The organism is Gemmata palustris (assembly GCF_017939745.1).
Lineage (GTDB): Bacteria > Planctomycetota > Planctomycetia > Gemmatales > Gemmataceae > Gemmata > Gemmata palustris.
This window is the reverse complement of sequence record NZ_JAGKQQ010000001.1, coordinates 5,372,924-5,396,262: the sequence shown is the minus strand read 5'-3', so window position 1 is coordinate 5,396,262 and position 23,339 is coordinate 5,372,924. Positions and strand designations below refer to the sequence as shown.

Sequence of the window (23,339 nt, the reverse complement as noted above, 5' to 3'; positions counted from 1 at the left end):
GTATGACGAGTATTTCGGGTATTGGCCGCGCACCTGGGTTTGTACCCACACACTCGGCGGTCTTGCTATTCTAGATGGCTGCGACGCATCGGCCCGATAGGTGTCGCATCGACCTAACATTGGCGGTTCCTTTTCCGATACCTCCGACACCCGACAATCCCGAGCGCAATGCACGAACGCCTGACCCATTTCCGCGAAATTCTCCGCTACGTGCCCCGGTTCCGCGACCGGGTGTTTGTCATCGCGATCGACGGCGCCGTCGTCGAAGACGATAACTTCCCGAACCTGTTGCTCGATATCGCGCTGTTGCGCAGTTTGAGCATCCGCGTCGCGCTCGTTCACGGCGCGGCGCACCAGGTGAGGCGGTACGCGGACCTCATCAAGATGACCCCGTCGGACGTGGACGGCACCGGGATCACGAACCGCGAAACGCTGAACGTCGCCATTAGCGCGGCCAACCGCGTCACGCACGAGATTCTGGAGGGGCTGTCCGCGAACGACCTGCGGGCCGCGTGCCCCAACGCCGTGGTCGCGCACCCGGCCGGCATCCTCGGTGGGGTCGATCACCTGTTCACCGGGCGCGTCGAGCGCGTCGATACGGAACTGCTCCAAACGCTCCTCGAGCGCGACATCGTTCCCGTGATCCCGCCCATCGGCATCGACGGCGCCGGGGCCTCGTATCGGCTGAATTCCGACGCGGTCGCTGTGGAAATCGCGAAATCCCTGCGCGCGGTGAAACTCGTGTACCTCAACACCGAGGGCGGCGTGTCCGACGCGAAGGGCGTGATCCGTCAGATGACCGTGCAGGAAGCGGACACGTTCCTCAAGCGGAGCCGCACCGAACTCCAACCGGGAGCCGTCACCAAACTGACGCACGCGCTCCGGGCCTGCAAGGAGGGCGTCGAGCGCGTTCACATCATCGACGGCCGCGAGCAGGAGGGGTTGCTCGGCGAAGTGTTCTCGAACGAGGGCATCGGCACGCTGATCTACGCGAACGAGTACCAAGCGATCCGCGCGGCCCAGAAAAAGGACGTGCGCGCGGTGTACTCGCTGATTCAACAGGGCACGCAGAACGATGAACTCGTGAAGCGCACGCGGGGCGAACTCGAAAAGGTCATCGGCGATTACTTCGTCTTCGAGGTGGACCGGAACGCGGTCGCGTGCGCGGCCCTGCACGTGTACCCCGAACAGAACATGGCGGAACTGGCGAGCGTCTTCGTCGACGCCCGGTACGAGAACAAGGGTATCGGGGCGAAACTGATTCACTTCACCGAGGGCGTGGCCCGTTCGCGGGGGATCGCGAACCTGTTCTGCCTCTCGACACAGGCGATCAATTATTTCATCCAGAAGGGCGGCTACAAGCTCGGCACGCCCGACGACCTCCCACCCGCGCGCCGGGAGAAGTACGACCAGAACCGGCGCAACTCGCAGGTGCTCATCAAGTCGCTGGGATAAAGTCGAGATCTCCCGTACAGGGGAGCCCAAAAAACAGATAAGCGGGAGCGCCCGGAGCCCGGTTCGTTCGGCGCACCGCACACACCCGCAGAAATTCATCATTCAACCCGGTCGGCAATCAGTCCGGCATCCCGGAGCGCGATCCGGTCGGGAACAACACGTCGTCATCGTCCGGTAACCCCGGCAGCGCCTTCGCGCCCACCGTCGCGGTCGCTGTAGTTGCACCGCCGGCCTTCATCTTTGTCATTAGCACGGCTTTGCGCCGATCCTTGTCGTCCGCGAGCCGGGCTTGAAGTCCCTTGGGAATCGCGCCCCACACCGTTGCCAGGTCCGTGAGCGTCTTGGCCGCGTTGAGCCGCTGGCGTTGCTGGTCCTCGGGCGAAATCGCGTCGACCGGTTCGGCCGAGAGCCACCAGTCGAACAGCGGCTTCCAGAACGTCGGGCCGGGGTGGTCGCACGTCTTGCCGTCCATCGCGGTACACCCGCGGACCTTCTCGACTCGTGCCGCGTGGTTCTCGACTTCCAAGCGAATCACTGCGTCGAATTCGTACTCGGTATTCTCGCGCTGGTCGGTCTTCATCCCGACCTTCTTGATTTTGGCCTTCCCGTTGTCATCGACGCGCTCGTACTCGCTCTTCACGCGCATGGTCGCGATACAGTGCGCGCGCGGGTCGGTGAGTGTGGTGAGCATCTTCCGCTGCTCGGGGGTGATCTTCGCCCACCCGCCGAACTTGTCGCCCTTGTTGGCGCGGGCGAATGCGTCCACTTGTTCCATCGCGCCGTGCCAGGCGTGCGAGAGCGAGTCGAAGATGACGATATCGAACCCGGCGCCGACGAGGTACTCGTAGCACTCCGCGTAGCCGGCCGGGTGCTGTTTCTCGTGCGGGATGGGGCACACCTCGTACTCCCACTTCTCGCCGTCCATCTGCACGCCGTCGTAGAGGCCGGCGGACTCGTTCTCCGAATCGGCGATGACGATCTTCTTGCCGATCCCCGCGCGCTTGAGCGCGAACGCGAGCCGGAGGGCCGTGAACGTCTTCCCCGAGCCGCTCAGCCCTTCGAGTGAGATTTTCAGCGGCCGGCGCTGCCGCTTCGCTTTGCGAACTTCAAACATGGTGTGCTTCCCCCTCGGAATCGCGAACCAGGAACAGGAACAATGGTACGCTCCCATCGTCGCGGCCCGGGTAGCGGCGAAGTATGTCCGCAGGTGCAGTAGTGGACGAAAAGATATGCGATGTGCCCGCAAAATCGGAACTCGGAGTTCTCCCTGGGACCGCGGGCATCCCGCCGACTTCGCGGAGAGCACGTCTGAGAGCATGCAAATTACCAGTGTGATGGGTGCCTCCGAAGCGGACGAGACGTCCGCGGTCCCAGGGAAGAAGTGAAAAGGCACTCAAACGATTCACTGCTTGGCAGATCATTTCCCGTCCGCGATAATACACGCGGTCGAACCTCCGACCGGAGCCGGCGGTCCCTTCTCGGGTCACGCCGCCAGATCACACTCGGACGCCCGCATGGACCCGGTCATCGGCATCGACCTCGGTACGACGAACTCGGCCGCCGCGTTTCTCGGTTCGGACGGTCCGCAAATCATCCCGAACGCGATCGGCGGCCGGCTCACGCCCTCGGTCGTCGGAGTGGACGAATCCAACAGGGTACTCGTCGGTGCGGCGGCGAAGGAGCTGCAAGTTCTCCACCCGGAGCGGTGCGCTAACCTGTTCAAGCGGTACATGGGCACCGACCACAAGCTCACCGCGGCGGGGCGCGAATTTACACCGGAGGAACTCTCCGGGCTCGTGCTCCGCGCGCTAAAAGCCGATGCGGAAGCGTTCTTCGGTCACCCCGTCTCCCGCGCGGTCATTACGGTCCCCGCGTACTTCAACGACCGCCAGCGGAAGGCGACCATCGCGGCCGGCAAGATCGCGGGCTGGACGGTCGAGCGCATCCTGAACGAGCCGACCGCGGCGGCCATCGCCTACGGGTTCCACGACGCGGGCGCGGACAAGAAGCTCCTCGTGTTCGACCTCGGCGGCGGCACGTTCGACGTGTCCGTGGTGGAACTGTTCGAGGGCACACTCGAAGTGAAAGCGTCGAGCGGCGAGAGCGCGCTGGGCGGCGAGGACTTCACCCGCGCGTTCGCCTCGCGGCTCCTCGGCACCGTCGGCGTGTCCTACGAGCAGGCGGAAGCCCGCACGCCCAATCGCGTGTCGCGGCTCGTTCAACAGTGCGAGCGCGCCAAGTGCGTCCTGAGCCGCGAAGAAACGGTGACTGTCCGCATTCCCGATACGAAGGGCGAGTTCCCGGCGGACGCGCCCGAAGTGGTCGTCACCCGCGAGCAACTGGAATCGTGGGTGTCCCCCACCCTGGCGCGCGCCGAATTGCCGATCCGCCGCGTGCTCGGCGACGCGAAGTTCACCCGCGACCAGATCGACGAGGTGATTCTCGTGGGCGGCGCGACCCGGATGCCGCTCGTCGTCAAGCGCGTGACCGAACTACTCGGCAAAGAGCCGCGGCACCGGCTGAACCCGGACGAGGTCGTTGCGCTGGGCGCCGCGGTGCAGGCGGCGCTCGTCGGCCGCGCCGCCGCGGTCGAAGAACTGGTCGTCACCGACGTGGCCCCGTTCACGCTCGGGGTCGCGATCTCCAAGCACCTCGGTGGCGACCTGCGCGACGGGTACTTCGACCCCGTGATCGACCGCAACACGACCATCCCGGTCAGCCGGGTGAAGCGCTACTCCACCACGCACCCGAACCAGACGATACTCCTCGTTCGCGTGTACCAGGGCGAGTCGCGCCGGGTTGACGATAACCTGGCCCTCGGCGAGTTCGAGGTCCGCGGCATCCCGCTCGGACCGGCGAACCAGCCCGTGGATATCCGCTTCACCTACGACCTCAACGGCGTGCTCGAAGTCGAAGCAACGATCGTGGCCACGAAGCAGAAGGTGTCGCACGTGATCGCGCGCCACGCGCAGGGCATGAGTGACGCGCAGGTTCGTGCAGCGGTCGCGGCGATGGAGAAGCTCAAGGCGCACCCCCGCGACGAGGAAGCCAATCGGTTCGTCCTGCTCCGGGCCGAGCGCGTGTTCAAAGAACTCCCGGCCGAACAGCGCGACGTGCTCGGCGGGCTACTCGACGGGTTCGAGGCCGCGATGGAGAAACAGGACGCGGCCGTGATCGCCTCGCACCGCGAAGAGCTGGAGCGATTCCTGACCCTCTACGACCCGCACGGCGACGACCCGAACGGGGGTGAACGATGACCGCCGACCCGCGCTCACGGTGGGCCGAGCACCTGTCCGTACCGGTCGGCGCACCCACCGACGTGGCGCTCGCGCACTTCCTCCGCGCGCTGCCCGGCGACGACTTCCTGCCACCGCCGGAGCGGGCCGCGGCTGTCAACGCGCTGACCGGGTCCGCGCTCCCGGTCGGTCCCGATTCTACCGTGGAACAGATGCTCCGCGACGAGATAGAATTGCTCGCAGACAATTACTGGAGACTGGAGCCGGCCGAGCGGTTAACGACGTGGGCGGAGCTGTCGCGCCGCGGGGCGCCTCCGGCCCGCTTGCGCGACCTGGAACCCGGTCTCGACGTACCCACGCCGTCGTTGACGGACCCGCTCGCGGTCGAGTTGGCCGCACTGTTTCGCGTACTGTTCCTGATGCCCCCGCGCGACCGCGCGATTCGCCGCAACACGTGGTTGATCGAAAACGCAACCAATATGGGACAATGGCGCGCCGCTCTGAAAGTAGTGTTGCGCGACGCACCTAGTCTGGTCCCCCTCGACGCACAACTCTACGCGGCACTCGGGCGCGCCGGTGATCTGACCGAGCTGGTCGAGGGGGTAACGGCCGCCCCGCGGCCACGATCCTCGGCCTCGGTCGATGTCGCCGACTTCGCCGCGCGCGTGCGAAAGCGCGGACAGTGGAAACCGGACCCGAGGGGTGAACTGTCGGTACTACCGCTCCTCTTTTTAGGCATCCTGTTTAGCTTGTTCGTGGTCTGTGTGGTCACTGGCCGGTCCGATCGGAAACCGGACAGCGAGGGCGTCAAACTCAAGGTGCCACCAATCAGAATTCCAATGTACACTCCGCCGACGAATCTTTCGCTGCCTCTCAAGCCGGCTCCCTCGTTTACCCCCTTTGAAATTGCAGACTGCGAGCGGTACGAGCGCGAGAAAGCGGCCGGGCGCGACACGCGCCCCCCGGCCATCTACAGTGTGTGGGAGTCCATCGGGCGCCCGGGCGCGTCTGGTACGAAACCGCCGCCGCCGTTTCGTCCGATCTTTTCGTTCGATTCCGCACTCATTCGGGTGTGTCAGGAATACGACCAAACGATGACCGGCTCGAAACCGGTTTTCTACGAGTTCTGGGTCAAAGCCGGAAAACCGACCAAACCCGGTGACTACCCCATCACAACCGACCCGAACTGATGGACGCCCCGCCCCTACCCGACGACCCGCGCGACTGGCCGACCGACCCGTTCGCCCTGCTGGGCGTCCCGCGGTCGGTGAGTGAGACCGATCTAAAACGCGCGTACACGCGACTCATTCGGAAGTACAAACCGGAGCACGCGCCGGAAGAATTTCGGCGCATCCGGGAGGCCTACGAAGCGGCCATCGAAATGAGCCGCTGGTACCGCGACGCGCCCCCGGTGCGCGACACGTTTCGCGACTTCCCGCTCGATCCCGTCAGCCCGCCTCCCGCGCCGCTCGAGCCGCCCGCGAGCGTGCCGCACGAGGCGCCCGTCGATTCGCCCAAGCGCGCCCCGCACGAAACGCACATCGACCCGCCGGTGTACCCGGCGCACCGCGACCCGGTGGAAGCGGCGTGGGGCGACGCGGTGGCCGGGGCATGGGCCGATGCCTACGCCGCACTGCTAGCACTCGCGGACGCGCACCCGGATCGGGCCGACCTCCCGTTACGACTGTACTGGCTGCTCGCGCTCCGCCCGACACTGGACGACAACCGCACGCGACACGACTGGCTCGCGGCCGCATTGACCCGCGCCCGGTTGCGCGGGCCGGCGGTCGAGCTGTACCGGCGCGAACTCGCCGCCGACCCGGGTGCCGCGCTCGGCGGCCCGTATGGGCAGTTACTCGAAGTTCCCGGCGCGAGTGGTACGAACGTGCTCACGATCGCCACCGCGCGGCTCGCGGCGTCCCGGGACGCGAGTTGGGCCGCCGTTCACAGCGACCTGACGACTCTCGCGCGTCGCGCGCCCAATCTCGACGAGAGCGCGTGGTTGTCTTACCTGGTGGATTTATGCGCCCGTGCGATGAGTGACCGGAGCTTGCTGGCGCGGGGGCGCGAATTGTTGGCGGACTTGAAGCACCTGGAATTGAGCCACAGTTGGGCGTTCGATCAGCTCGACGAGCGCCAGTTGATTTTCACCGACCTGCGAGCGGCCCGCATCCCGGAGCCGATTCGCTTGGTGTTGGCCGCGACCCGGATCGGTCCCGAAGCCGAGCGGAAGGCACTGACGGACGCGATCGCGTGGGCGGCTGGCGACCCGGCTCGGGCACTACGGGCGTGCGACATCGAAGTGGGCGCGAACTACGAGCGAACGTTGCTCACGGCCTTCGAGCGGCTCCTGAACGCGCGCAGCGGGCACCGGGACGCCTACCCGCCAGCGCTCGTGCGCGGGTTGGTTCGCACGCATTTGTCGCGAACACCGGTGCTTGAGTACTATCGCACCCGCGAACCGCTCCTGCGGTTCCTGTTGGCCGAGCGAATCGACCCGGAAGAGTTGACGACGGCGTGCCTGGTCGATCCGCACCCCGCGACCCGTGCCCTCGTCCGACACGTTCAGGCCGACGACACGCTGCGGTTGGTGTACAGAACCGTTGTTGCCCTCGGCTGAATGAGCGCTTCGCGTCGTGTTACCAGTCGAGTGGCAAAGCCACCCGCCGAGTCCCGGGGTTAGCGCGGGACGTCGGCTTCGTTGATGGGGACTTCGAGCGACATGCCCTTCGCGTAGGTCATCGTGTACTGCCGCGACTTTTCGTTCGCCATGATGGTGAACCGGATCGAGCGCGCGGTGACCGGCTTCCCCTGGTACGTCAGGTACACCGACGTGTTGCCGGAAACCTGGAACTGGTACCCCTTCGGGAGCACGCATTCGGCCCCGTCTGGCGCCTCGTATTGCTCGACCTTGAGCGCGAACGACGACCCGCTGTTGTTGACCACCAGCACGTCCCCGCCCTTCACCTTCGCGGCGAAGTCGGGCTCGAGTTTCATCGCCTGTTCGCGGTCGAAACGGTAGTCCGTGCGTTTGCCGAGTCGGTCGGCCAGGTCGCTGCGGAGCCAGTACGCTTTCGCGGTCAAGCCGGGTTCCAGTTCCTGGCCGATCAGTTGCGTGTACTCGGTCCGCGCGGCTTCGAGCCGCCCGGCGCGTTCGAGGAGCACGGCGCGTTCGAGGTAAGTTTCGCTCGCCCGCGGGTTCGCGGCCTGGGCCACACCGTAAGTCTTGATCGCCTTCTCGTCGTTCTTCTTGGCCGCATACGCCCGGCCGAGAGCCAGTTGCGCCTCGAACCCCTTTTCTTTCGCGGCTACGGCCTTCTCGAAGTGCGCGATTGCGGCGTCGGTGTTTTTGGCGTCGAGCGCCTTCTGTCCCGCTTCCACCTGTTCGCGGTACTCGTTTTCCTTCGCGACCTGGGCCGGGTCCAGTGGCGGCTCCGAAACGGCCTGCGACGGCGTGGAGCTCTCGACGGACCCCGAACACGCGGCGATGGGAAGGATCAGCGCGGCTCCGAGAGCCGCGCGCAGAAACTGCCGGAGCATAGTTCACCTCAGAATGGGCGCCCCAAATGAAGCACCCGTTCCGGCCGGTGTCAAATCCTCGGTGCCGGTAGCGCGGACGTTCTCGGTCGAACAGTCGGGGGGAGGTGACGCCGAAATCGCGCACCACGCGCGACGAAGGGGCACACGGCAATATGGGAACACTCCTGATTTCTGATCGAGCCAATGATACCATCACTCTCATACGCGCGTCGCCGCTCAACAGGCCGAGTCTCTCCACTATGCCCCCCGAAGATCCCACCGTTATCGAGTTCGACGTCCGCACCGACGAAATGCTCGTCAACATGGGGCCGCAGCACCCGAGCACGCACGGGGTGCTCCGGCTCGTGTTGCGCACCGACGGCGAGGTCATTTCAGAGGTGACCCCGCACCTCGGCTACCTGCACCGGTGCGCGGAGAAGATCGGCGAGAACGTGACGCCGATCCAGTTCATCCCGTACACGGACCGGATGGATTATCTCGCCGGGATGAACATGAATCTCGGGTACTCGCTCGCCGTCGAGAAACTGTGCGGGTTGAAGATCCCCGAAAAGGCGCAAGTCATTCGCGTGCTGATTTGTGAATTGAACCGGATCGCGTCGCACCTCGTGGGGATGGGCGCCTACGGCCTCGATCTCGGCACGTTCTCGCCGTTCCTCTACGCCTTCCGCGAGCGCGAGCACATCCTCGACCTTTTTGAAGACGTGTGCGGCGCCCGGCTCACTTACAGCTACCTCACCATCGGTGGCGCGCACGACGACCTCCCCGCGGGGTTCACCACGCGGGTGAAAACGTTTCTCGAATACTTCAAACCGCGCATCCCCGAGTACCACGCGCTCCTCACGGACAATCACATTTTCGTGAAGCGCACGGCGGGCATCGGCGTGCTCTCGAAAGAGATGGCCCTCGACTACGGCTGCACCGGCCCGATGCTGCGGGCGTCGCTCGACCGCACGAAGGGCGACCCGGACTGGGATCTCCGCAAGACGGAGCCGTATTCGGGTTACGAGCAGTACCAGTTCGATGTGCCGCTCCCGCCCTACGATCGCGCGCCGGCCGGCGCGGTGATCGGCGACTGCTGGCACCGGTTCTACGTGCGAATGCTCGAAGTGCTGGAGGCTATCAAGATCGTGGAACAAGCAATCGTGAAGTACGACGCGCTCCACGCCGAGGGCGAGCGGGTGAAAGCCGAGTTCGCGACGCGCAAGCCCACGCTCTCGGCCGACGACGCCAAGAAGGACGATGCGAAGTTAGCCGACCTGCTCAAGACGAAATACGCACACCGCGTCGAGCCGCCGCGTCAACTCAACCCGGGCGAGTGTTACGTGGAGACGGAGTGCCCGCGCGGGCAGATGGGCTTCCACGTCGTCGGGCGCCCGGCCAAGGAGAACGTGCCGCTCCGCGTGCGGGCGCGGTCGAGTTGCTTCGCGAACCTGAGTGTCACGGGCGAACTGTGCCGCGGGTGCCTCATCGCCGACGTGCCGGCGATCGTGGGGAGCATTGATGTGGTGATGGGCGAAATCGATCGGTAAGTCACAGAACGCGCTGCGGGAAACAAAACCCCGCGCACCTTCACACTCGAATCGGTCCGGGTCGGCCCAGCGGCGCCCGGACATCACGTCGCGTTTGAACCAATCTCGGAACACGTCCCGGGTCGGAAATCATTAGCCGCTGCGGAGCCGCGCCCGCGGCAGCGCGCACCAATTTTCCCCGCCTCGTCCTGTAACGCCCACGGCCAGTTCTCGCTTCGCTCGGTGGTTACACCGCCGAGTCCGACTGTGTGCGCGGTCGGCTGAAGCGATCAGAAGGGCGTGCCCCGTTCTTCGAGAAGCCCGCGCTGGTGCGGGCTTCAGCGCCGGACACTCCGGCCCGGTGCCTAACTCCTTGTGGTGATGTGATGTTGAAGTATTTGTTCGTTGTTGCGCTGTGCGCAGTGCCCCTAGCTCTCACCGGGTGCAAGTCCAAGCAGCAGACCGAGGCGGAACAAGCCGCGCTCAAGGCCGAACAGGACAAGCTCCAGGGCAAATGGAAGCTCGCGTCCCGGAGTGGCGACGACGATGAGGACGCCCCCGAACCGAACAGCTACTACGTGATCGAGGGCGACGTCATGCGTTTCGTGTACATCAACAAGGACGGGAAGGAAGAAGTGTTCCTCCGCCAGAAGATGGCCGTCACGTTGGACAAAGAGCCGAAACAGTTGGACCTGACCTACGTGGACGACGCCGGCAAGCCGATCACCTCGACCGACAAGATCCGGTCCCGTGGTAAGACGAAAACCAAGACGACCGCCCTCAAGAATGCCGCGATCTACCAGCTCGATGGCGATAAACTCAGAATCTGCATCAGCTATGACGACAAGAAGCGGCCGACCGACTTCACCGCCCCCAAAGGCTCGGCCCGGTACGTGCTGAACCTCGAAAAGATGAAGTAAACCGTCCCCGAATTCACGCGCGGCGCGGGCCTCCCCGGTGGGAGGCCCGCGCCGCCGTTATTGGTATCCCTTGCCGCGCACAACCGCGCGCCGGTATATTCAGCCCCTCGATTTCCTCTCGTCACCATTCCACTTGTAGGGATACATGGAATCCGTCTGGTATTACGTCGTCAACGGGGACCGGGTCGGCCCGGTGACCTTCGCGGAGCTGAAGGCCGTAGCGGGAGCCGGGAAACTGGGGCCGGCCGACCTGGTGTGGCAGGAGGGCGCCCCGGACTGGGTTGCCGCGCGGACCGTCGCCGGGCTGTTATCCGCGGCGCTGGAACCCGTTCCGAGCCCGCCCGAAGAGAACACTTACGCGCTCGTCCCGCTGGCCCCGCGGCCGAGCGCTTCCGCGACGACGCGGGCCATCGTCCCCGTCGCGGAAGTGCTTTCGCTCGATGACGACTCGCCCCCATCCCCGCGGAAGCGCTCGGCCGGGCCGGGTGGGGGCGATCGGGTCACCGAACTGGTCGCGCTGGCGCAGGTCTTCGTCCGGCGCGCGATCGAGCCGGACCCGTCCGCGATCGCCCCGACGACAGAAGAGGGCGCGAAGCTGACCGCGGCCGGGGTCATGGACGCGACCGCGCGCAAGTTGGCCGTGTGGCGCCGATCGGTGCTGTTCGTCGCGGCCGTACCGTGTACGTTCGCCGCACTGTTCGGCCTCATCAACGCGCTCGCCATGAGCAAAGAGGACCGCGAGGTCCTGAGCGCGTTCGGGATTCTGTTGCAGTACGTTCTGGCGCTGGCGCTGTTCGCGCTGCCGGTCGCCGCGGTACTCGGCGCGCTCACCTACGACCGCCTCGCGCTCTCCACGAAGTGGGTTCTGGGCGGCGGGCTGGTATCGTTCGCGGTGCCGCTGGTAATCGCATTCACCCCCACCGAGTGGCTCCTCGACTTGAAGATCGACAAGAGCGAGAGCGTGGGCGCGGCGGAAGTCCAGCGCACGATCTTCGGCATCGTCATGGGTGTCACGTTCTACATCGCGCTCATGCCCGCGGTCCTGTCGCTGCTGCCCGCGGTGGCCCGTGCGTGCGTGCGGACGAAGCTGTTCCTGCCCGAGTCACTGGTCCCCGGCTGGGGGCTGGTCACGAGCGTGCCGTTGTGCGTGCTGCTCACGCTGGCGACGTTCGTGGTGCTCTACCACGTCGCGAGTAACGTGCTGCTCGTTATGGGGCTGGTGTTGTGGATCGGCGCGCCGCTGGTGTACTTCACCAAGTTCGACCTGTTCACGCGGCCGCTCACGTCGGCGGCGGAGCGAACCGCGATCGCCCGCACGTCCTTCATCGTCTTCGCCCTCATCGCGACGGGCGCGGGGCTGATGCTCATTTACCTGTTCACGGCCAACTTCATGGGTCGAGCGGTCCTCGGCTTCAGCAAGGACGCGATCGCCCGCCCCTGGACGCTCGACCTGCACAAGATCTGGATCGACTACATCGGGCGCTCGCTGTTCCTCACGGTATTCTTCTCCGACCTCCTGTTGCGGATCGCCCTATCGGTATGGCGCGAGGAACGGGCGTTTGCCGCGTCCCCGGAGGCGGCCGGGTTCGACCGCACCATGACCGGCCTCGGCTCGGCCGTTCTGCCGCGCTGAAAGTGTGCAGCACCAAAAAACGCCACCGCCCCGGGCGGCGAGACCCGAGGCGGCGCGAGGAGGGTGCTTCCCTGATAGTTCGGTCCTTACGGGACGTTCGTGATTAAGCCGTCCTTTAGTTTGCCCTCGCGGGCGACGAAGTATTTCAGCGGCAGGAACGTGGGCAAGTCTTTGTGGTTCAGAACGAAGGTGACGTTGTCGAGGTTGAGCGTTTCCCACAAGTGGAGGCCGACCAGTACGTCACCTTTTTGCATGCCGGCCGTGGCCGCGACGCTCCCGACCGCGACGTCCGTAATTTGCAACCCGCCGCGGAGCTGCGGGTTCGCCTTGGCGACCGCGTCCGCCCCGACCGGGGCCACCTTCACGCCCAATTTCTTCCACACCGCGTCGTTCGCGATCACCGGTACCCTTGGCCCGGCCTGGAGCGTGATGTCCAGGTCGGTCGCGGCGCCCGCGCGGACCACCTTCACCGGGATCTTGGCCCCGGCCGCCCGATCGATCAGCCCGCGCTCGAAGTCGATGGACGTCACGACGGTCACGTCGTCCACCCGGTCGAGCACGTCGCCCACCTTGAAGCCCGCGGTAGCGGCGGGCGAGTTCGCCTCCACCTGCTCCACGCTCACGGTGCGCTTCGAGACACTCTCGGTTTCTTCGCGTGCGACCTGGTCGCGGAGCAGCAGCCCGTGACGAATTCCGAGCTTGCGTCGGACCCCGATCAGGTCCGCGGCGCGGGGGATGACCGCATCGACCGGCAGCGCGAACCCGATGTTCTGTGCCCCGGCGCGGATCGCGACGTTCACCCCGACCACTTCACCGAGCACGTTCAGGAGCGGCCCGCCGGAGTTACCCGGGTTGATCGGCGCACTCGTCTGGATCAGCCCCTTGTAGCCCATGTCCTTGTTCAGCGACACGTCACGGCCCTTGAACGACACGCGCCCGTCGGTCACCGAGTGCTCGTAGCCGAAGGCGTTGCCGATCGCGATGACCGATTCGCCCACCATCAGGTCGGACGACGTGCCGAGGCCGATGACCGGGAGCGCCTTCGGCACGTCGATCTTGATGAGCGCGAGGTCCGCTTCCTTGTCGGTCGAGATGATGCGGGCGGTGTAACTGCCCCCGTCGTGCAGCCGAACGCGGAGGGTGCTCACGTCGTCGACGACGTGGAAGTTGGTAAGGATGTACCCGCGCCCGTCGAGCACGATGCCCGTGCCCATGCCGTTGACGCGCTGGGGCTGCCCGGCGGGGCGGAACGGGTCGTCGCCCGGGGCCGCGACCGTGCGCTCGCTGTGAATGTTCACAACGGCCGGCTTGAGCCGCTCGTACACATCAACGACCTGATCGCGCCGCTTACCGGGCGTGATACTGCGCTCGCCGGCGTGAACCGTCGGGGGCGGGTCGGAGAACACGGGCGTGAGCGCGGCCAGTCCCGCGGCCCCGGCCAGGAGTGCGGCCGGCACCAAGAGCCGGTGGCGCGTGAACCGTAATAACGAGGTGATTGTCACCGAACGCATGTGGCCCCCGTGCCAGCGGCGGAATCCTTCCTTCGACTGCACCCTTCTGTTCGGAATCCCGGCGCGAGCGGCTACACGCTGCGGGCACAAGGAACTCGCACCGCGGCCCGTCCGTGACATATTTGCGCCGCGCATACCCGGTGGCGCGAACGGAACGGTTAGCCGGATTCGCAAGCCGTGCGGACTGGACCGGTCGTACCGCGCGTTGTCGCCCGGAGCCGGAGCAAGTAGGGTGAACGTGCGCCGGCGACTTGAGGCATTCTCTCGCGGCCGGCCGCAATCCAATTCCGGAGCGCACGCGCACATGGCCCGAACCGCACGTATGGCACAGATCGAGGCACTCTTGGCCGAAGACCCGAACGATGCGTTCCTGCGGTACGGCCTGGCAATGGAACACTCCAGCGCCGGCGACGACGCGGAGTGCGTGACCGTGCTCCGCGACCTCATCGCCCGCACCGCGGCGGAGCCCTACGTCCCGGCGTTCCTCCAGTGCGGGCAGGCGCTCGCGCGGCTCGATCGCACCGAGGAAGCGTGTGCGGTTCTCGCGCAGGGCGTTGATGTGGCCCGCAAAGCCGGGGACACGCACGCACAGGGCGAAATGCAGGGATTGTTATCCAGTCTGGAATGAGACGAGTTGCTGCCAATTTCAGAACATTCCCCAGGGCTTCCGCCCGGTGCTTAAAGCTGCCAGCCGCTCCGCGGTAGAGGATTCTCTGCCTTCGCCTCGGAGGGGTCACCTTTCGTAGCACAGTGCGGAAGCCCCGTGCTCCTTGTGTTCCCACGGAGAACGTCTTTCATGTTTCGTGTCGCTTCTACGTTTCTTGCACTATTCGCGTTGCCCCTCGTTACGCGCGCCGCGGACATCGACAAAGATCAGCTCGCGAAGATCGACACCGCGGTCGAATCCGCGATCAGTCGCGGCGAGTGCCCCGGTGCCGTGGTGGTCGTAGTTCACGCGGATACGGTCGCGTACCGCAAAGCGTTCGGTAAGCGCGCGGTGAAGCCCGATGAGGTCGCGATGACGACCGATACCGTTTTCGACATGGCCTCCCTTACCAAGCCCGTGGCGACGGGCACTTCGGTCATGCTGCTGATTCAACAAGGAAAACTGAAGCCCGAAGACCTCGTGAGCAAGCACTGGCCGGAGTTCGCGGCCAACGGCAAGGAGAAGGTCACCGTTGAGCACCTGCTGCTGCACACCTCGGGGTTGACCGCGGACAACGACCTCAAGGACTTCGCGAATGGCCGCGCCAAGGCGCTCGAACACATCGCGGGGCTGAAGCTCGAAGCGCCCGCCGGGACGCGGTTCAAGTACAGCGACGTGGGGTTCATCGTGCTCGGCGAACTGGTCGAGAGGATCGGTGGAACGCCGTTGGATCAGTTCGCGAAGAAGCACGTGTTCGATCCGCTGAAGATGACCGACACGACTTTCACCCCCGCCGAGGCACTCAAAAAGCGCGTCGCACCCACCGGCCTTCGCGACGGCAAAATCATTCTCGGCGAGGTCCACGACCCCCGCGCGTTCAAAATGAACGGGGTGGCCGGGCACGCGGGGCTGTTCTCCACGGTCGACGACATGGTCCGCTATTGTCGCATGCTGCTCCGGGACGGGGAGCTCGATGGCACCCGCGTTCTCGACGCGAAGACCGTGAAGTTGTTCACCGAACCGCACGCGCTGGGCGTACCTGTGACGAAGGGCGGCGAAACGAAGGGCTCGCGCTCGTTCGGGTGGGACGTCGACACGGCGTACTCGGCCCCGCGCGGCAACCTGTTCAAAAAGGGCGAGGGGTACGGCCACACCGGGTTCACCGGAACGAGCGCGTGGGTCGATCCGGGCACGAAAACGGCTGTCATCGTTCTGGCGAACCGCGTTCACCCGGACGATAAGGGCAACGCCACTCCCCTGCGCCGCGAAGTCGGAACGATCGTCGCCGCGGCCCTCGGGAAGAAGTGACCCTCCGGCCGCGTGAAACAGCGATTCACCCGCGAGTCTCGGCAATCGCAGCCGGCGCGGGTGCCGCCACTTCTGTTCGCACCCGTGTTTTGCGCCCGTTCAGAATTGCGCCAATGAAGGTGTACCGCACGAACCAGTCGTAGCTCAGGAGCAGGCCACCCATCGCCCCCGCGCTCACGAGCGCCCACTTCACCAGTCCCGGCAGCGGCCAGTCCTTCACCCAGAACTGGAGCAGCACGATGGGCGTGATGCTCGCGAGATAGCACCAGTACGAGGCGTCCGCGAGGTACCGCGCCCACGCCCGTTCGCGCGAGAAGTAGTGCAGGAACGCGCCCCACAACCCCACGATCATGAGCCACGTGTACGCGGCCTGCGACGCGAACGCTGCGAGCTTCCACACGAACACGCCGTCGGCACCGGCTTCCGCGGCTTTCAACCCGGTGAACAGCGTTCCCAAACCGACCGGCAGTACGAGCACGTTCGCGATACCGAGGTTGGATCGCCACCCGCGCCCGAACGCGGACACGAGTGCACGGTGCCGGTACAGCATCCAGCCGAACGCGAAGAACCCGAAATAGTAGGCCAGGATCTGCGCTTCTGGCCTCCACTTGAGCGGCGTGTCACCGACCCACGTCTTCATGGTGAGGAGGGCCGGTACCGTCGCGAGTGCGGGGACCAACACGCGCCAGCGCCCCTCAATCAAGCGGCCGAACGCCCCATCGATAGCCGCGAGTGCCCGCGTCCCGGTGAGCCTACCGAGGACGGGCGCGAGCAGAACCACCGCGGCGTAGAAGTAGAGCAGGTAGTAGAGGAACCACAGGTGCCCGAGCGGTACCAGCGACAAGTACGTCCCGGAGAGGAACTGTTCCGCGAGGATCGCAACGCTACCACTCTCCGGGTTCGCTGCGATCAGATCGCTCGCGAACCGGCGCGGCGCAGAAGCGCCTTCGGGAACTCCCTGGGTGCGGGTGTTCTCCAGTTCGGTGTAAAGAAACGCGCCCATGACGGTGGGGGTAATCAGCGCCACCGAGAGGGCGAACGGGATCGCCACCCGTTTGACGCGGTGCCGCACCATTCCGCCGAGCCCGTACCGCTTGTAGAGCAGGCAGCCGAAGAACCCCGCGAGCAGGAAGAACGCCTGCATGCGGAACGTGTGGACCGCGAACAGGAACACGTCCCCGAGCGCGCTCGGGTCGTTGTCGCGCACGGGCCAGAAGGCCGGCGGGTGCGTCGCGAACGAGAGCGCGGCGTGCAGCACCACGCCGAGGAACATGGCGAACCCGCGGAGGCTGTCCAGTGCGTGGTACCGGTCGTGCTGCGCGGGCATCGCGTGCGGCTCGCTGTCAGAACAAATTGGGGAGCACCAGGAGCGCGAACACGACCAACCCGGCGGCGAGGAGCAGGCACACGATCGCGACCGCCGGACTCGTCTTCTTGCCGTTGGAATCCGGCACCCCGCGGAGCCCCTGGACGCCAACGAAAAGCATTCCCACGGCCACAGCGAGAAGGGCGATCTGTGCCACGTGCCACCCTGGTTCTGTTGGTCTTCGGCCGGTGCAGTTGGGACAATATAGTGCGTTGTGTGAACGCTCTCCACACGGAAGGCCGCAATGATCCGCGTCGTAATCGGCAGTCGCAACAAGAAGAAGCTCAAGGAAATGGTCGCACTGCTCGGCGACCTGAATTTGGACCTCACGGACCTCACCCCGTACCCCGACGCACCGGAAGTTGAGGAAACCGCCGACACCTTCGTCGGGAACGCGGCGCTCAAGGCGACGCAGCTCGCGCCGGTACTGGGCGCGTGGGTGATCGGCGAAGACAGCGGGTTGTGCGTACCCGCTCTCGGCGGCGCGCCCGGCGTGTACTCGGCCCGGTACGCGGGGACGCACGGCGACGATCAGGCCAATAACGACAAGCTCCTGCGCGAGATGGCCGCTCTCACCGATGCGGACCGGTCCGCGTACTACGTCAGCACCGCGGTACTCTCCGACCCGACGGGTAAGGTCGTCGCATCGGCCGAGGGGCGGTGCCACGGGACGATCGTGGCCGAGCGCCGCGGGGCCGGCGGCTTCGGGTACGACCCGCTGTTTCTCGTACCGGAACACGGGAAGACGTTCGGTGAACTCGCCCCCGAGGTCAAGCAGCAGATGAGCCACCGCGCGAAGGCGTTCGCCGAACTGCGTCCGGTGCTGGAGCGCCTGGCGCGGGGCGAATCGCTCGCGTGAGTCGCGTAGCTTCTCGCGCGTGCTCGGTTCGCGGGCACCTTATCAGTCCCTCCTGGGGCGCTTCATGCCTTTAATGGAGTGCAGCGGAAACAGTTTCCACCCGGCGTCCACCTCACCAACGAGCCCCATGAGTACGCCGGCCTTGCCGTCTTTCTCGACCTGCTGCGGGACCACCACAACCTTTTCCGTGTCGCCGATCTGAACTTCGATCGCCGCCATGTGGGTGTTCTGATCCACCGCGAGCGGCACGAACGTTTTCATCGCGTCGTCGAGTTTGAGCGGATCGCCCTTGCGCACGGTGGCGGCATCCGTCAGCACCTCGACACCGCCCGGGTACTGGTAGAGGAACTTGAAGTTACCCGCCTTGAGGGTCGGGTTCTCGGCCTTCGGCTGATCGATCTGGACCAGCCAGGAGCCCGTTCCCTTCTTCGCCGCAAACGGTGTCGCACCCGCGAACGCGACCGCCTTGATGTTTCCCTTTGTGAACGCGCCGCCGCTGAACCGGGTCACCTTGTCGTCCACCGAGCCCTCGAAGCCGAGCACGTTGATGCCCCGGTACTGGAGGGTGCCCGCGAGCGGTTCCGGTAACCCCTTCACCGCCACCGACGCGACCTGCTTGTCGTAGTCGTACTTGATCGATTCGATCGAGTTGACGGGGACGTAAGTGATGATCCCTTTTAGGAGTGTGGTGGAGTGCGGCTCGCGGAGCTCGATTACGAGCGGGCCTTTCTTCGCCTCCTCGGTGGCGCCGGCCGGGTCGCCCGCCCACGCGAGCCGGCGGGTACCGGTGCCGAATTTCAGCCCGGATACTTTCACGTCCCGGCCCTCGGCGTCGGTGACTGTGGCCTCGGTCGGCGCATCGGCCGCTCGCACGAACGCCCCGGCCAGCCCGGAGGCCAGCACCAATCCGACCACCACCCGCACCCGGCGCTGCATGGGAAACTCCTCTTAAAGTTCCAGAGTTCCAAGGGATTCGGTGCCAAGTCCTGATTTTGCCTTCAACTCGGACCTTTGAAACCTGGACCCCTGAAACTTAAGTTTTCGCGTGGCGCGATTCATGGTCGGCCGGAACATACGGGCGGGCAAGGAAAAAGTATCGCGTGTCTGAACAGCCCGTCTTGCGGGTTGGAGAGCGGCGCGACATAATCACCTCACACTTCGGGCGGTTCGCTACACCCGAAACGTTGCCCTACGGGCACACGCCCAGCCACAGTCCGAGATGGGAACGGGTCCAAAACGTGGACGACATTTTCCTGCCAAGCGGTCGGCTCCGCCCGGACATTCTGGACGAAGCCACGACGCGCGTTTTGCGCGAGGCCCTCGGGCACACCCGCGCCACGAACTGGGACAGCGTGCGGACCCCGCACCTGTTCATGGGCCTACTGGCCGCCCCGGACTCCGGGGTGTTCAAGTGGGCCGGGAAGCTCGGGGCCGATCTGCCCGGGCTCCTCGACCAGTTCCGCGACCTGTTTCACCAAGCCCACGCCGAACCCGTTCCGCCCCTGCTGCTCAATCGCGAATTCCTCTCCGATAACGTGATCCGCTTGGTCCGCGACGCCCACGGTCGGGCCTGCGACTGCGGGCGCGGGGTCGTGACCCCGATGGACCTGCTCATCACCCTGTTCACCACTCCCAACAGCATCGTCGCCGAGTGCTTCGAGCGGATCGGCGTCACCGCCGCGAAGTTGACCGAACTCGCGGTGCTGGCCGAACGAGACGCACCGATCAAATAGTGCGAGCACCCCCGGATCTGCGAAGTAACGGTTCCCCTCTCGGCGCCCGCACCGACTGGGCTAACAATTGCTAACATTTGAGGCCTGCTCGGGCTGATTGCCGGGTAAGGAAGTCATCAGCCACTGACATTTCAAGCGTTTCGGCACTACACGCCCGCCTTGTACCCTCGCGCCAAACACTAACTTGTGCTAACAATCGCTAACACCGCCACCATTTCCACACCCATTTAGTCTCATTTCGGGGTCGTCGTAGCGGGTTGGGCGAGCCGCAGCCGCAAGAGCTGCGCCCCGCTCCCTTGCGGCTGCGGCTCGCTACAGGGGTCTCACAAAAACTCAAATTCCACCTATCCCAATTATATGCGATAGTATACGTAATTCCAAATCAATGCTTCGAGCGGCGGTCATTCTCGGCTCCGGTCTTCGACCGTTCCACTCACACTCCGACCTCAACACGCGCCTTCGCCCCTGACGAGGGTTGTCCGAATCCCCCTCATGCCCCGGCCTAATCCTCAGAATCCGCATTTTTCGCCCACAGCATCCCGGCGCCGCACCCGCGCGTGAACTAGGTTGCCCACATCTGATAATGCCTCGATGGGCCGCGCCTGCGGTCGGGAGCGCCACGCTTATGAGAATCGCGAATTCCGGGTACCGGGCGGACCGGCGCGGGTCCATTCTGCCACTGCTGGGGGTGTGTCTGATCGGTCTGTTCGGGTTCGTCGCGCTGGCGGTGGACCTCGGCATGCTGGCGGTGGCGCGGACCCAGAGCCAGAACGCGGCCGACGTCGCCGCGCTGGTGGGCACGCGGACGCTGAACAACAAGGACGGGGTGCTCTACAGCAACCTCCCGGCGGCGGTGACGGCGGCCAAGGGGTCGACGACGAGTAACCCGCTCCTGAGCGGGAACTTCACCAGCGCCCAGGTGAGCAAAATCGAAGCGGGCCAGTACCTGTACAACCCGACGAGTCAGACGTTCCAGGTGAGCAATTGGGCGACCGTGACCTCCGGCGCGGGTTCGGCCCCGGCCAGCGGCTCGTGGACCGCCCTGCGCATCACCATTACCGTGGCGCAGCCCACGTACTTCATGCGCGTGTTCGGCGTGAACTCGATGCCCAGCGGGGCCACGGCCACCGCGGTCTACCGCCCGCGCGACATCGCGTTCGTGCTCGACATGACCGGGTCGATGGCGTACAGCAGCACGTTCAATAACAACAGCCAGTCGATGAACCCGGACCCGATGGTGCCGGTCGCGGGCCACTACGTGTCCCGGCAGAGTGTGCTCATCGCCTCGGCGAACCTCGCGAACGGCAACGGCGAAGCGATCCCGCGGAACAACTACAGCATCGCCACCCCCGGCGGCCCGCCGATCATCCGCAACTTCTACTTCGACCCGAGCAACATCAACTCCCCGGCAACGGTGGCTTACCCGCTCACCACGAAGGCCGACGGCAGCCCGAACCTGCTGAACGCGTTTCACCGCTGGTCCCCGTCGGAGAGCGGTGCCGACTCGACCAACTACACCGCCCCGACGTACACCTGGACCGGGTACGACCCGACGCACAAGGGCAACGAGGCGAACCCGAAGGGGCCGGTGCCGGCCCCGGCCTTCTACGCATCAATGACGGATTCCGCCGGGATCACTTACGCCGGCGACCGGTGGCGCCGGGGCGACGGCAAAATCGACAAGACGGAAACGACGTGGTCCACGAGCGGCGCTGCGACGCGGGCCGCGTACCACGCCGCGGACCTCCTGGGGTACACCGGGTCGAACCCGCCGACGAGCGGCGTCAGCCCGGCGTTCTCGACCGACTGGCTCAACTTCCGTGACCCGCTCTGGGAAACCTACGGGTACGACCTCGACATCAGCAAATACCGCACGTACCGCGGATCGAACGGCCCGACGAACCCGGCGACCTACCTGCTCGCGAACCTCAGTACGTTGAACAACATTCTGGTGCCCGCGGCCGACCGGTTCGTGGGGTACTCGATGGGGCCGGGGTACTGGGGTAAGACGTTCTACGTCTGGCCGCCCGACCCGCGGGCGCCGGACATGGCTCAAGCGGCCGGGGGCGATTGGCGCCGGCGGTTCTTCTACAACAAATCTGGTGGCGCACTCGATCCGCAAGTGGACAATAACACCACGAACACGGCGGGTAGTGTCGACCACATCAATGAGACCATCCTGAACACCGGCTCGTCGGGCCAGACGGTCACCGCGACGAGCGGAACCCAGGTCAACTACGCGGCCGTCCTGAAGTGGATCAAGAGCGGTCCGCAGGTGCTGCCGCCGAATCTGCGGGCCGGGCGGGTACTGTACTACTCGTCCATCCCGAACGACGTGGACACCGGCACCGGCACCACCCAGGAGAAGTTCGACAAAGGGTTTTGGAAGAGCTACATCGATTTCGTTCTCGGGATCGGCAGTTATAGCGGGACCGGGAACCTGTACGGCGGGGCCGACAGTTGGAGTTCCAGCACGGCGACGATCACCGGCAGCGACCTGACCAACTACAAGTTTTCGTGGCAAACGATCCTCGAGTCGGCGACCCGCCCGTACATGCGGTACACCGACAGCCCGCGGCGCCCGCGCCTGAACATGTGGTTCGGGCCGCTGAGCATGGTCAATTTCCTCACAATGGGGGACACGGCCTCGTCCATCGGGAACTGGCTCCCCGGGACGTGCAACGAGGCCCACTGCTGGCAGCTCAAGGCCGGGATGAACTCGGTGCTCGACGACGTGAAGAACAACCACCCGAACGACTTCGCCGGGCTCGTGTTCTTCGCGGCCTCGCAGCACAACAGCGTCCGCTGGCCGCTCGGTCAGAACTTCCAGGCTCTCAAGAACGCCCTGTTCTACCCGAAGCAACTGCTCACGACGATCAACGGCGGAAACGTTACGACCGAGGTCCGCCCGTACACGACGTCCTCGCTGACCGGCCACGACGACGCCGACATCCCGAACGCGGGCGGCAGCACCGACCCGCAGACCGGGTTGGCCTACGCCTTCAACGTGTTGTCCCCGTCCACCATCTCGGCCGCACAGTCGGTGGGGACCGGGAACGGGCGCCGTGGGGCACAGAAGATCATTATCTTCGAGACGGACGGGGTACCGAACAGTTACCGCACCCCGACGTTCGTCCAGCGCGGGTACAACTCGTACTACACGCTCGGCGGTGTTACGAGCGGCAGCAACGGCAACACGACCGGGATCAATCACGCCTACAACGTGATTAAGCAGACGGTGAAGCAAATGGCCGCAACCGCGACCACCTCCGGCGCCGGAGCGGACAGCGGGTTGAGCCTGCCCAACGCCCAGGCCCGCGTGTACCCGATCGCGTTCGGGGACCTGTTCGATGCGGAACTCGCCCCGAGCGCCACTTACCGAGACGATGCCCAGGCGTTCCTCGCGAAGTGCGCGGAGTACGGCGGCACCGGCACGGTGGGGGCCACCACACTCCCGGACGCGCAGACCATCACCGGCCCCTACGACCAGCGCATCACCCGTATGCGGGACTGCCTCGAGCGCATCTTCCAGAGCGGCGTGTCCGTTGTGCTGATCGAGTAAATGTCCCTGAATACACAGGGCGGGCGCCCTGTGCTACGAACGACGGCCCCTCCGGGGCGAAG

18 protein-coding genes are annotated in these 23,339 nt (G+C 65.4%); 12 read left to right on the top strand and 6 right to left on the bottom strand.

The features are described from left to right. Positions 1 to 168: 168 nt before the first annotated feature. A complete protein-coding gene (argA, locus tag J8F10_RS22100) occupies positions 169 to 1,455 on the top strand; it encodes an amino-acid N-acetyltransferase (RefSeq protein ID WP_210657504.1) in 1,287 nt (428 codons plus the stop codon). 118 nt (positions 1,456 to 1,573) lie between these two features. Here the strand turns inward: argA and J8F10_RS22095 are convergent, their stop codons facing one another. Continuing rightward, complete coding sequence (locus tag J8F10_RS22095; RefSeq protein ID WP_210657502.1) at positions 1,574 to 2,569, bottom strand: AAA family ATPase; 996 nt, start codon at positions 2,567 to 2,569, stop codon at positions 1,574 to 1,576. Positions 2,570 to 2,969: 400 nt separating this feature from the next. On the opposite strand from J8F10_RS22095, the gene J8F10_RS22090 reads away from it, so the two are divergent. From J8F10_RS22090 to J8F10_RS22080, 3 genes are read left to right on the top strand one after another with little or no spacing between them, the layout of a single operon-like run. Next, entirely contained in the window at positions 2,970 to 4,712 is a 1,743-nt protein-coding gene (locus J8F10_RS22090) for an Hsp70 family protein (protein ID WP_210657500.1), read from the top strand. Next, entirely contained in the window at positions 4,709 to 5,881 is a 1,173-nt protein-coding gene (locus J8F10_RS22085) for a hypothetical protein (protein WP_210657498.1), read from the top strand. Before J8F10_RS22090 ends, J8F10_RS22085 begins: the two co-directional genes overlap by 4 nt. Continuing rightward, positions 5,881 to 7,311, top strand: a complete 1,431-nt coding sequence (locus J8F10_RS22080) for a J domain-containing protein (protein ID WP_210657496.1) — start codon at positions 5,881 to 5,883, stop codon at positions 7,309 to 7,311. Before J8F10_RS22085 ends, J8F10_RS22080 begins: the two co-directional genes overlap by 1 nt. 59 nt (positions 7,312 to 7,370) lie before the next feature. On the opposite strand, the gene J8F10_RS22075 is transcribed toward J8F10_RS22080, so the two are convergent. After that, on the bottom strand, positions 7,371 to 8,231 hold the full coding sequence (locus J8F10_RS22075) for a tetratricopeptide repeat protein (protein ID WP_210657494.1): 861 nt from the start codon (positions 8,229 to 8,231) through the stop codon (positions 7,371 to 7,373). A gap of 239 nt (positions 8,232 to 8,470) precedes the next feature. Here J8F10_RS22075 and J8F10_RS22070 point away from each other — a divergent pair, with 239 nt between their 5' ends. The 3 genes from J8F10_RS22070 to J8F10_RS22060 all read left to right on the top strand — a co-directional run bounded on the left by J8F10_RS22070 (position 8,471) and on the right by J8F10_RS22060 (position 12,292). After that, positions 8,471 to 9,760 carry an NADH-quinone oxidoreductase subunit D gene (locus J8F10_RS22070; RefSeq protein ID WP_210657492.1) on the top strand — a complete coding sequence of 430 codons (1,290 nt, stop codon included), beginning with the start codon at positions 8,471 to 8,473 and terminating at the stop codon, positions 9,758 to 9,760. A 248-nt stretch (positions 9,761 to 10,008) separates the two neighbouring features. Next, complete coding sequence (locus tag J8F10_RS22065) at positions 10,009 to 10,659, top strand: TIGR03067 domain-containing protein (protein WP_210657490.1); 651 nt, start codon at positions 10,009 to 10,011, stop codon at positions 10,657 to 10,659. Positions 10,660 to 10,804: 145 nt separating this feature from the next. Then, complete coding sequence (locus J8F10_RS22060; protein ID WP_210657488.1) at positions 10,805 to 12,292, top strand: DUF4339 domain-containing protein; 1,488 nt, start codon at positions 10,805 to 10,807, stop codon at positions 12,290 to 12,292. Between the two features lie 86 nt (positions 12,293 to 12,378). Here J8F10_RS22060 and J8F10_RS22055 read toward each other — a convergent pair whose 3' ends face one another. Next, the gene (locus J8F10_RS22055) at positions 12,379 to 13,803 is read right to left on the bottom strand and encodes a trypsin-like peptidase domain-containing protein (protein ID WP_210657487.1); all 1,425 of its coding nucleotides are present in this window, start codon (positions 13,801 to 13,803) and stop codon (positions 12,379 to 12,381) included. 322 nt (positions 13,804 to 14,125) lie between these two features. On the opposite strand from J8F10_RS22055, the gene J8F10_RS22050 reads away from it, so the two are divergent. After that, positions 14,126 to 14,431, top strand: a complete 306-nt coding sequence (locus tag J8F10_RS22050) for a hypothetical protein (protein ID WP_246523485.1) — start codon at positions 14,126 to 14,128, stop codon at positions 14,429 to 14,431. A gap of 168 nt (positions 14,432 to 14,599) precedes the next feature. Beyond that, positions 14,600 to 15,757: a serine hydrolase domain-containing protein gene (locus tag J8F10_RS22045; RefSeq protein ID WP_210657483.1), complete on the top strand. Its 1,158-nt coding sequence runs from the start codon at positions 14,600 to 14,602 to the stop codon at positions 15,755 to 15,757. Between the two features lie 25 nt (positions 15,758 to 15,782). Here J8F10_RS22045 and J8F10_RS22040 read toward each other — a convergent pair whose 3' ends face one another. Together J8F10_RS22040 and J8F10_RS22035 are read right to left on the bottom strand one after the other, a co-directional pair. After that, positions 15,783 to 17,084 (bottom strand): acyltransferase family protein, encoded by a 1,302-nt coding sequence (locus J8F10_RS22040; protein ID WP_210657481.1) that lies wholly within the window; start codon positions 17,082 to 17,084, stop codon positions 15,783 to 15,785. Positions 17,085 to 17,100: 16 nt separating this feature from the next. Then, positions 17,101 to 17,280 (bottom strand): hypothetical protein, encoded by a 180-nt coding sequence (locus tag J8F10_RS22035; RefSeq protein WP_210657479.1) that lies wholly within the window; start codon positions 17,278 to 17,280, stop codon positions 17,101 to 17,103. Between the two features lie 87 nt (positions 17,281 to 17,367). Here J8F10_RS22035 and rdgB point away from each other — a divergent pair, with 87 nt between their 5' ends. After that, on the top strand, positions 17,368 to 17,982 hold the full coding sequence (gene rdgB / locus J8F10_RS22030; RefSeq protein WP_210657477.1) for an RdgB/HAM1 family non-canonical purine NTP pyrophosphatase: 615 nt from the start codon (positions 17,368 to 17,370) through the stop codon (positions 17,980 to 17,982). A 42-nt stretch (positions 17,983 to 18,024) separates the two neighbouring features. Here the strand turns inward: rdgB and J8F10_RS22025 are convergent, their stop codons facing one another. Beyond that, positions 18,025 to 18,918 (bottom strand): hypothetical protein, encoded by an 894-nt coding sequence (locus J8F10_RS22025; RefSeq protein ID WP_210657475.1) that lies wholly within the window; start codon positions 18,916 to 18,918, stop codon positions 18,025 to 18,027. Between the two features lie 302 nt (positions 18,919 to 19,220). Here J8F10_RS22025 and J8F10_RS22020 point away from each other — a divergent pair, with 302 nt between their 5' ends. Both J8F10_RS22020 and J8F10_RS22015 read left to right on the top strand, forming a co-directional pair. After that, on the top strand, positions 19,221 to 19,715 hold the full coding sequence (locus J8F10_RS22020) for a Clp protease N-terminal domain-containing protein (protein WP_210657473.1): 495 nt from the start codon (positions 19,221 to 19,223) through the stop codon (positions 19,713 to 19,715). Between the two features lie 625 nt (positions 19,716 to 20,340). Further along, a complete protein-coding gene (locus tag J8F10_RS22015; protein WP_210657471.1) occupies positions 20,341 to 23,277 on the top strand; it encodes a pilus assembly protein TadG-related protein in 2,937 nt (978 codons plus the stop codon). Positions 23,278 to 23,339 lie beyond the last annotated feature (62 nt).

Bases quoted from the DNA above. Each gene is read 5' to 3' on its own strand.
- J8F10_RS22055 (WP_210657487.1), bottom strand. From the start codon at position 13,803: ATGCGTTCGGTGACAATCACCTCGTTATTACGGTTCACGCGCCACCGG.
- J8F10_RS22095 (WP_210657502.1), bottom strand. From the start codon at position 2,569: ATGTTTGAAGTTCGCAAAGCGAAGCGGCAGCGCCGGCCGCTGAAAATC.
- argA (WP_210657504.1), top strand. From the start codon at position 169: ATGCACGAACGCCTGACCCATTTCCGCGAAATTCTCCGCTACGTGCCC.
- J8F10_RS22085 (WP_210657498.1), top strand. From the start codon at position 4,709: ATGACCGCCGACCCGCGCTCACGGTGGGCCGAGCACCTGTCCGTACCG.
- J8F10_RS22045 (WP_210657483.1), top strand. From the start codon at position 14,600: ATGTTTCGTGTCGCTTCTACGTTTCTTGCACTATTCGCGTTGCCCCTC.
- J8F10_RS22040 (WP_210657481.1), bottom strand. From the start codon at position 17,084: ATGCCCGCGCAGCACGACCGGTACCACGCACTGGACAGCCTCCGCGGG.
- J8F10_RS22075 (WP_210657494.1), bottom strand. From the start codon at position 8,231: ATGCTCCGGCAGTTTCTGCGCGCGGCTCTCGGAGCCGCGCTGATCCTT.
- J8F10_RS22015 (WP_210657471.1), top strand. From the start codon at position 20,341: ATGAGAATCGCGAATTCCGGGTACCGGGCGGACCGGCGCGGGTCCATT.
- J8F10_RS22080 (WP_210657496.1), top strand. From the start codon at position 5,881: ATGGACGCCCCGCCCCTACCCGACGACCCGCGCGACTGGCCGACCGAC.
- J8F10_RS22050 (WP_246523485.1), top strand. From the start codon at position 14,126: ATGGCACAGATCGAGGCACTCTTGGCCGAAGACCCGAACGATGCGTTC.
- J8F10_RS22070 (WP_210657492.1), top strand. From the start codon at position 8,471: ATGCCCCCCGAAGATCCCACCGTTATCGAGTTCGACGTCCGCACCGAC.
- J8F10_RS22090 (WP_210657500.1), top strand. From the start codon at position 2,970: ATGGACCCGGTCATCGGCATCGACCTCGGTACGACGAACTCGGCCGCC.
- J8F10_RS22060 (WP_210657488.1), top strand. From the start codon at position 10,805: ATGGAATCCGTCTGGTATTACGTCGTCAACGGGGACCGGGTCGGCCCG.
- rdgB (WP_210657477.1), top strand. From the start codon at position 17,368: ATGATCCGCGTCGTAATCGGCAGTCGCAACAAGAAGAAGCTCAAGGAA.
- J8F10_RS22025 (WP_210657475.1), bottom strand. From the start codon at position 18,918: ATGCAGCGCCGGGTGCGGGTGGTGGTCGGATTGGTGCTGGCCTCCGGG.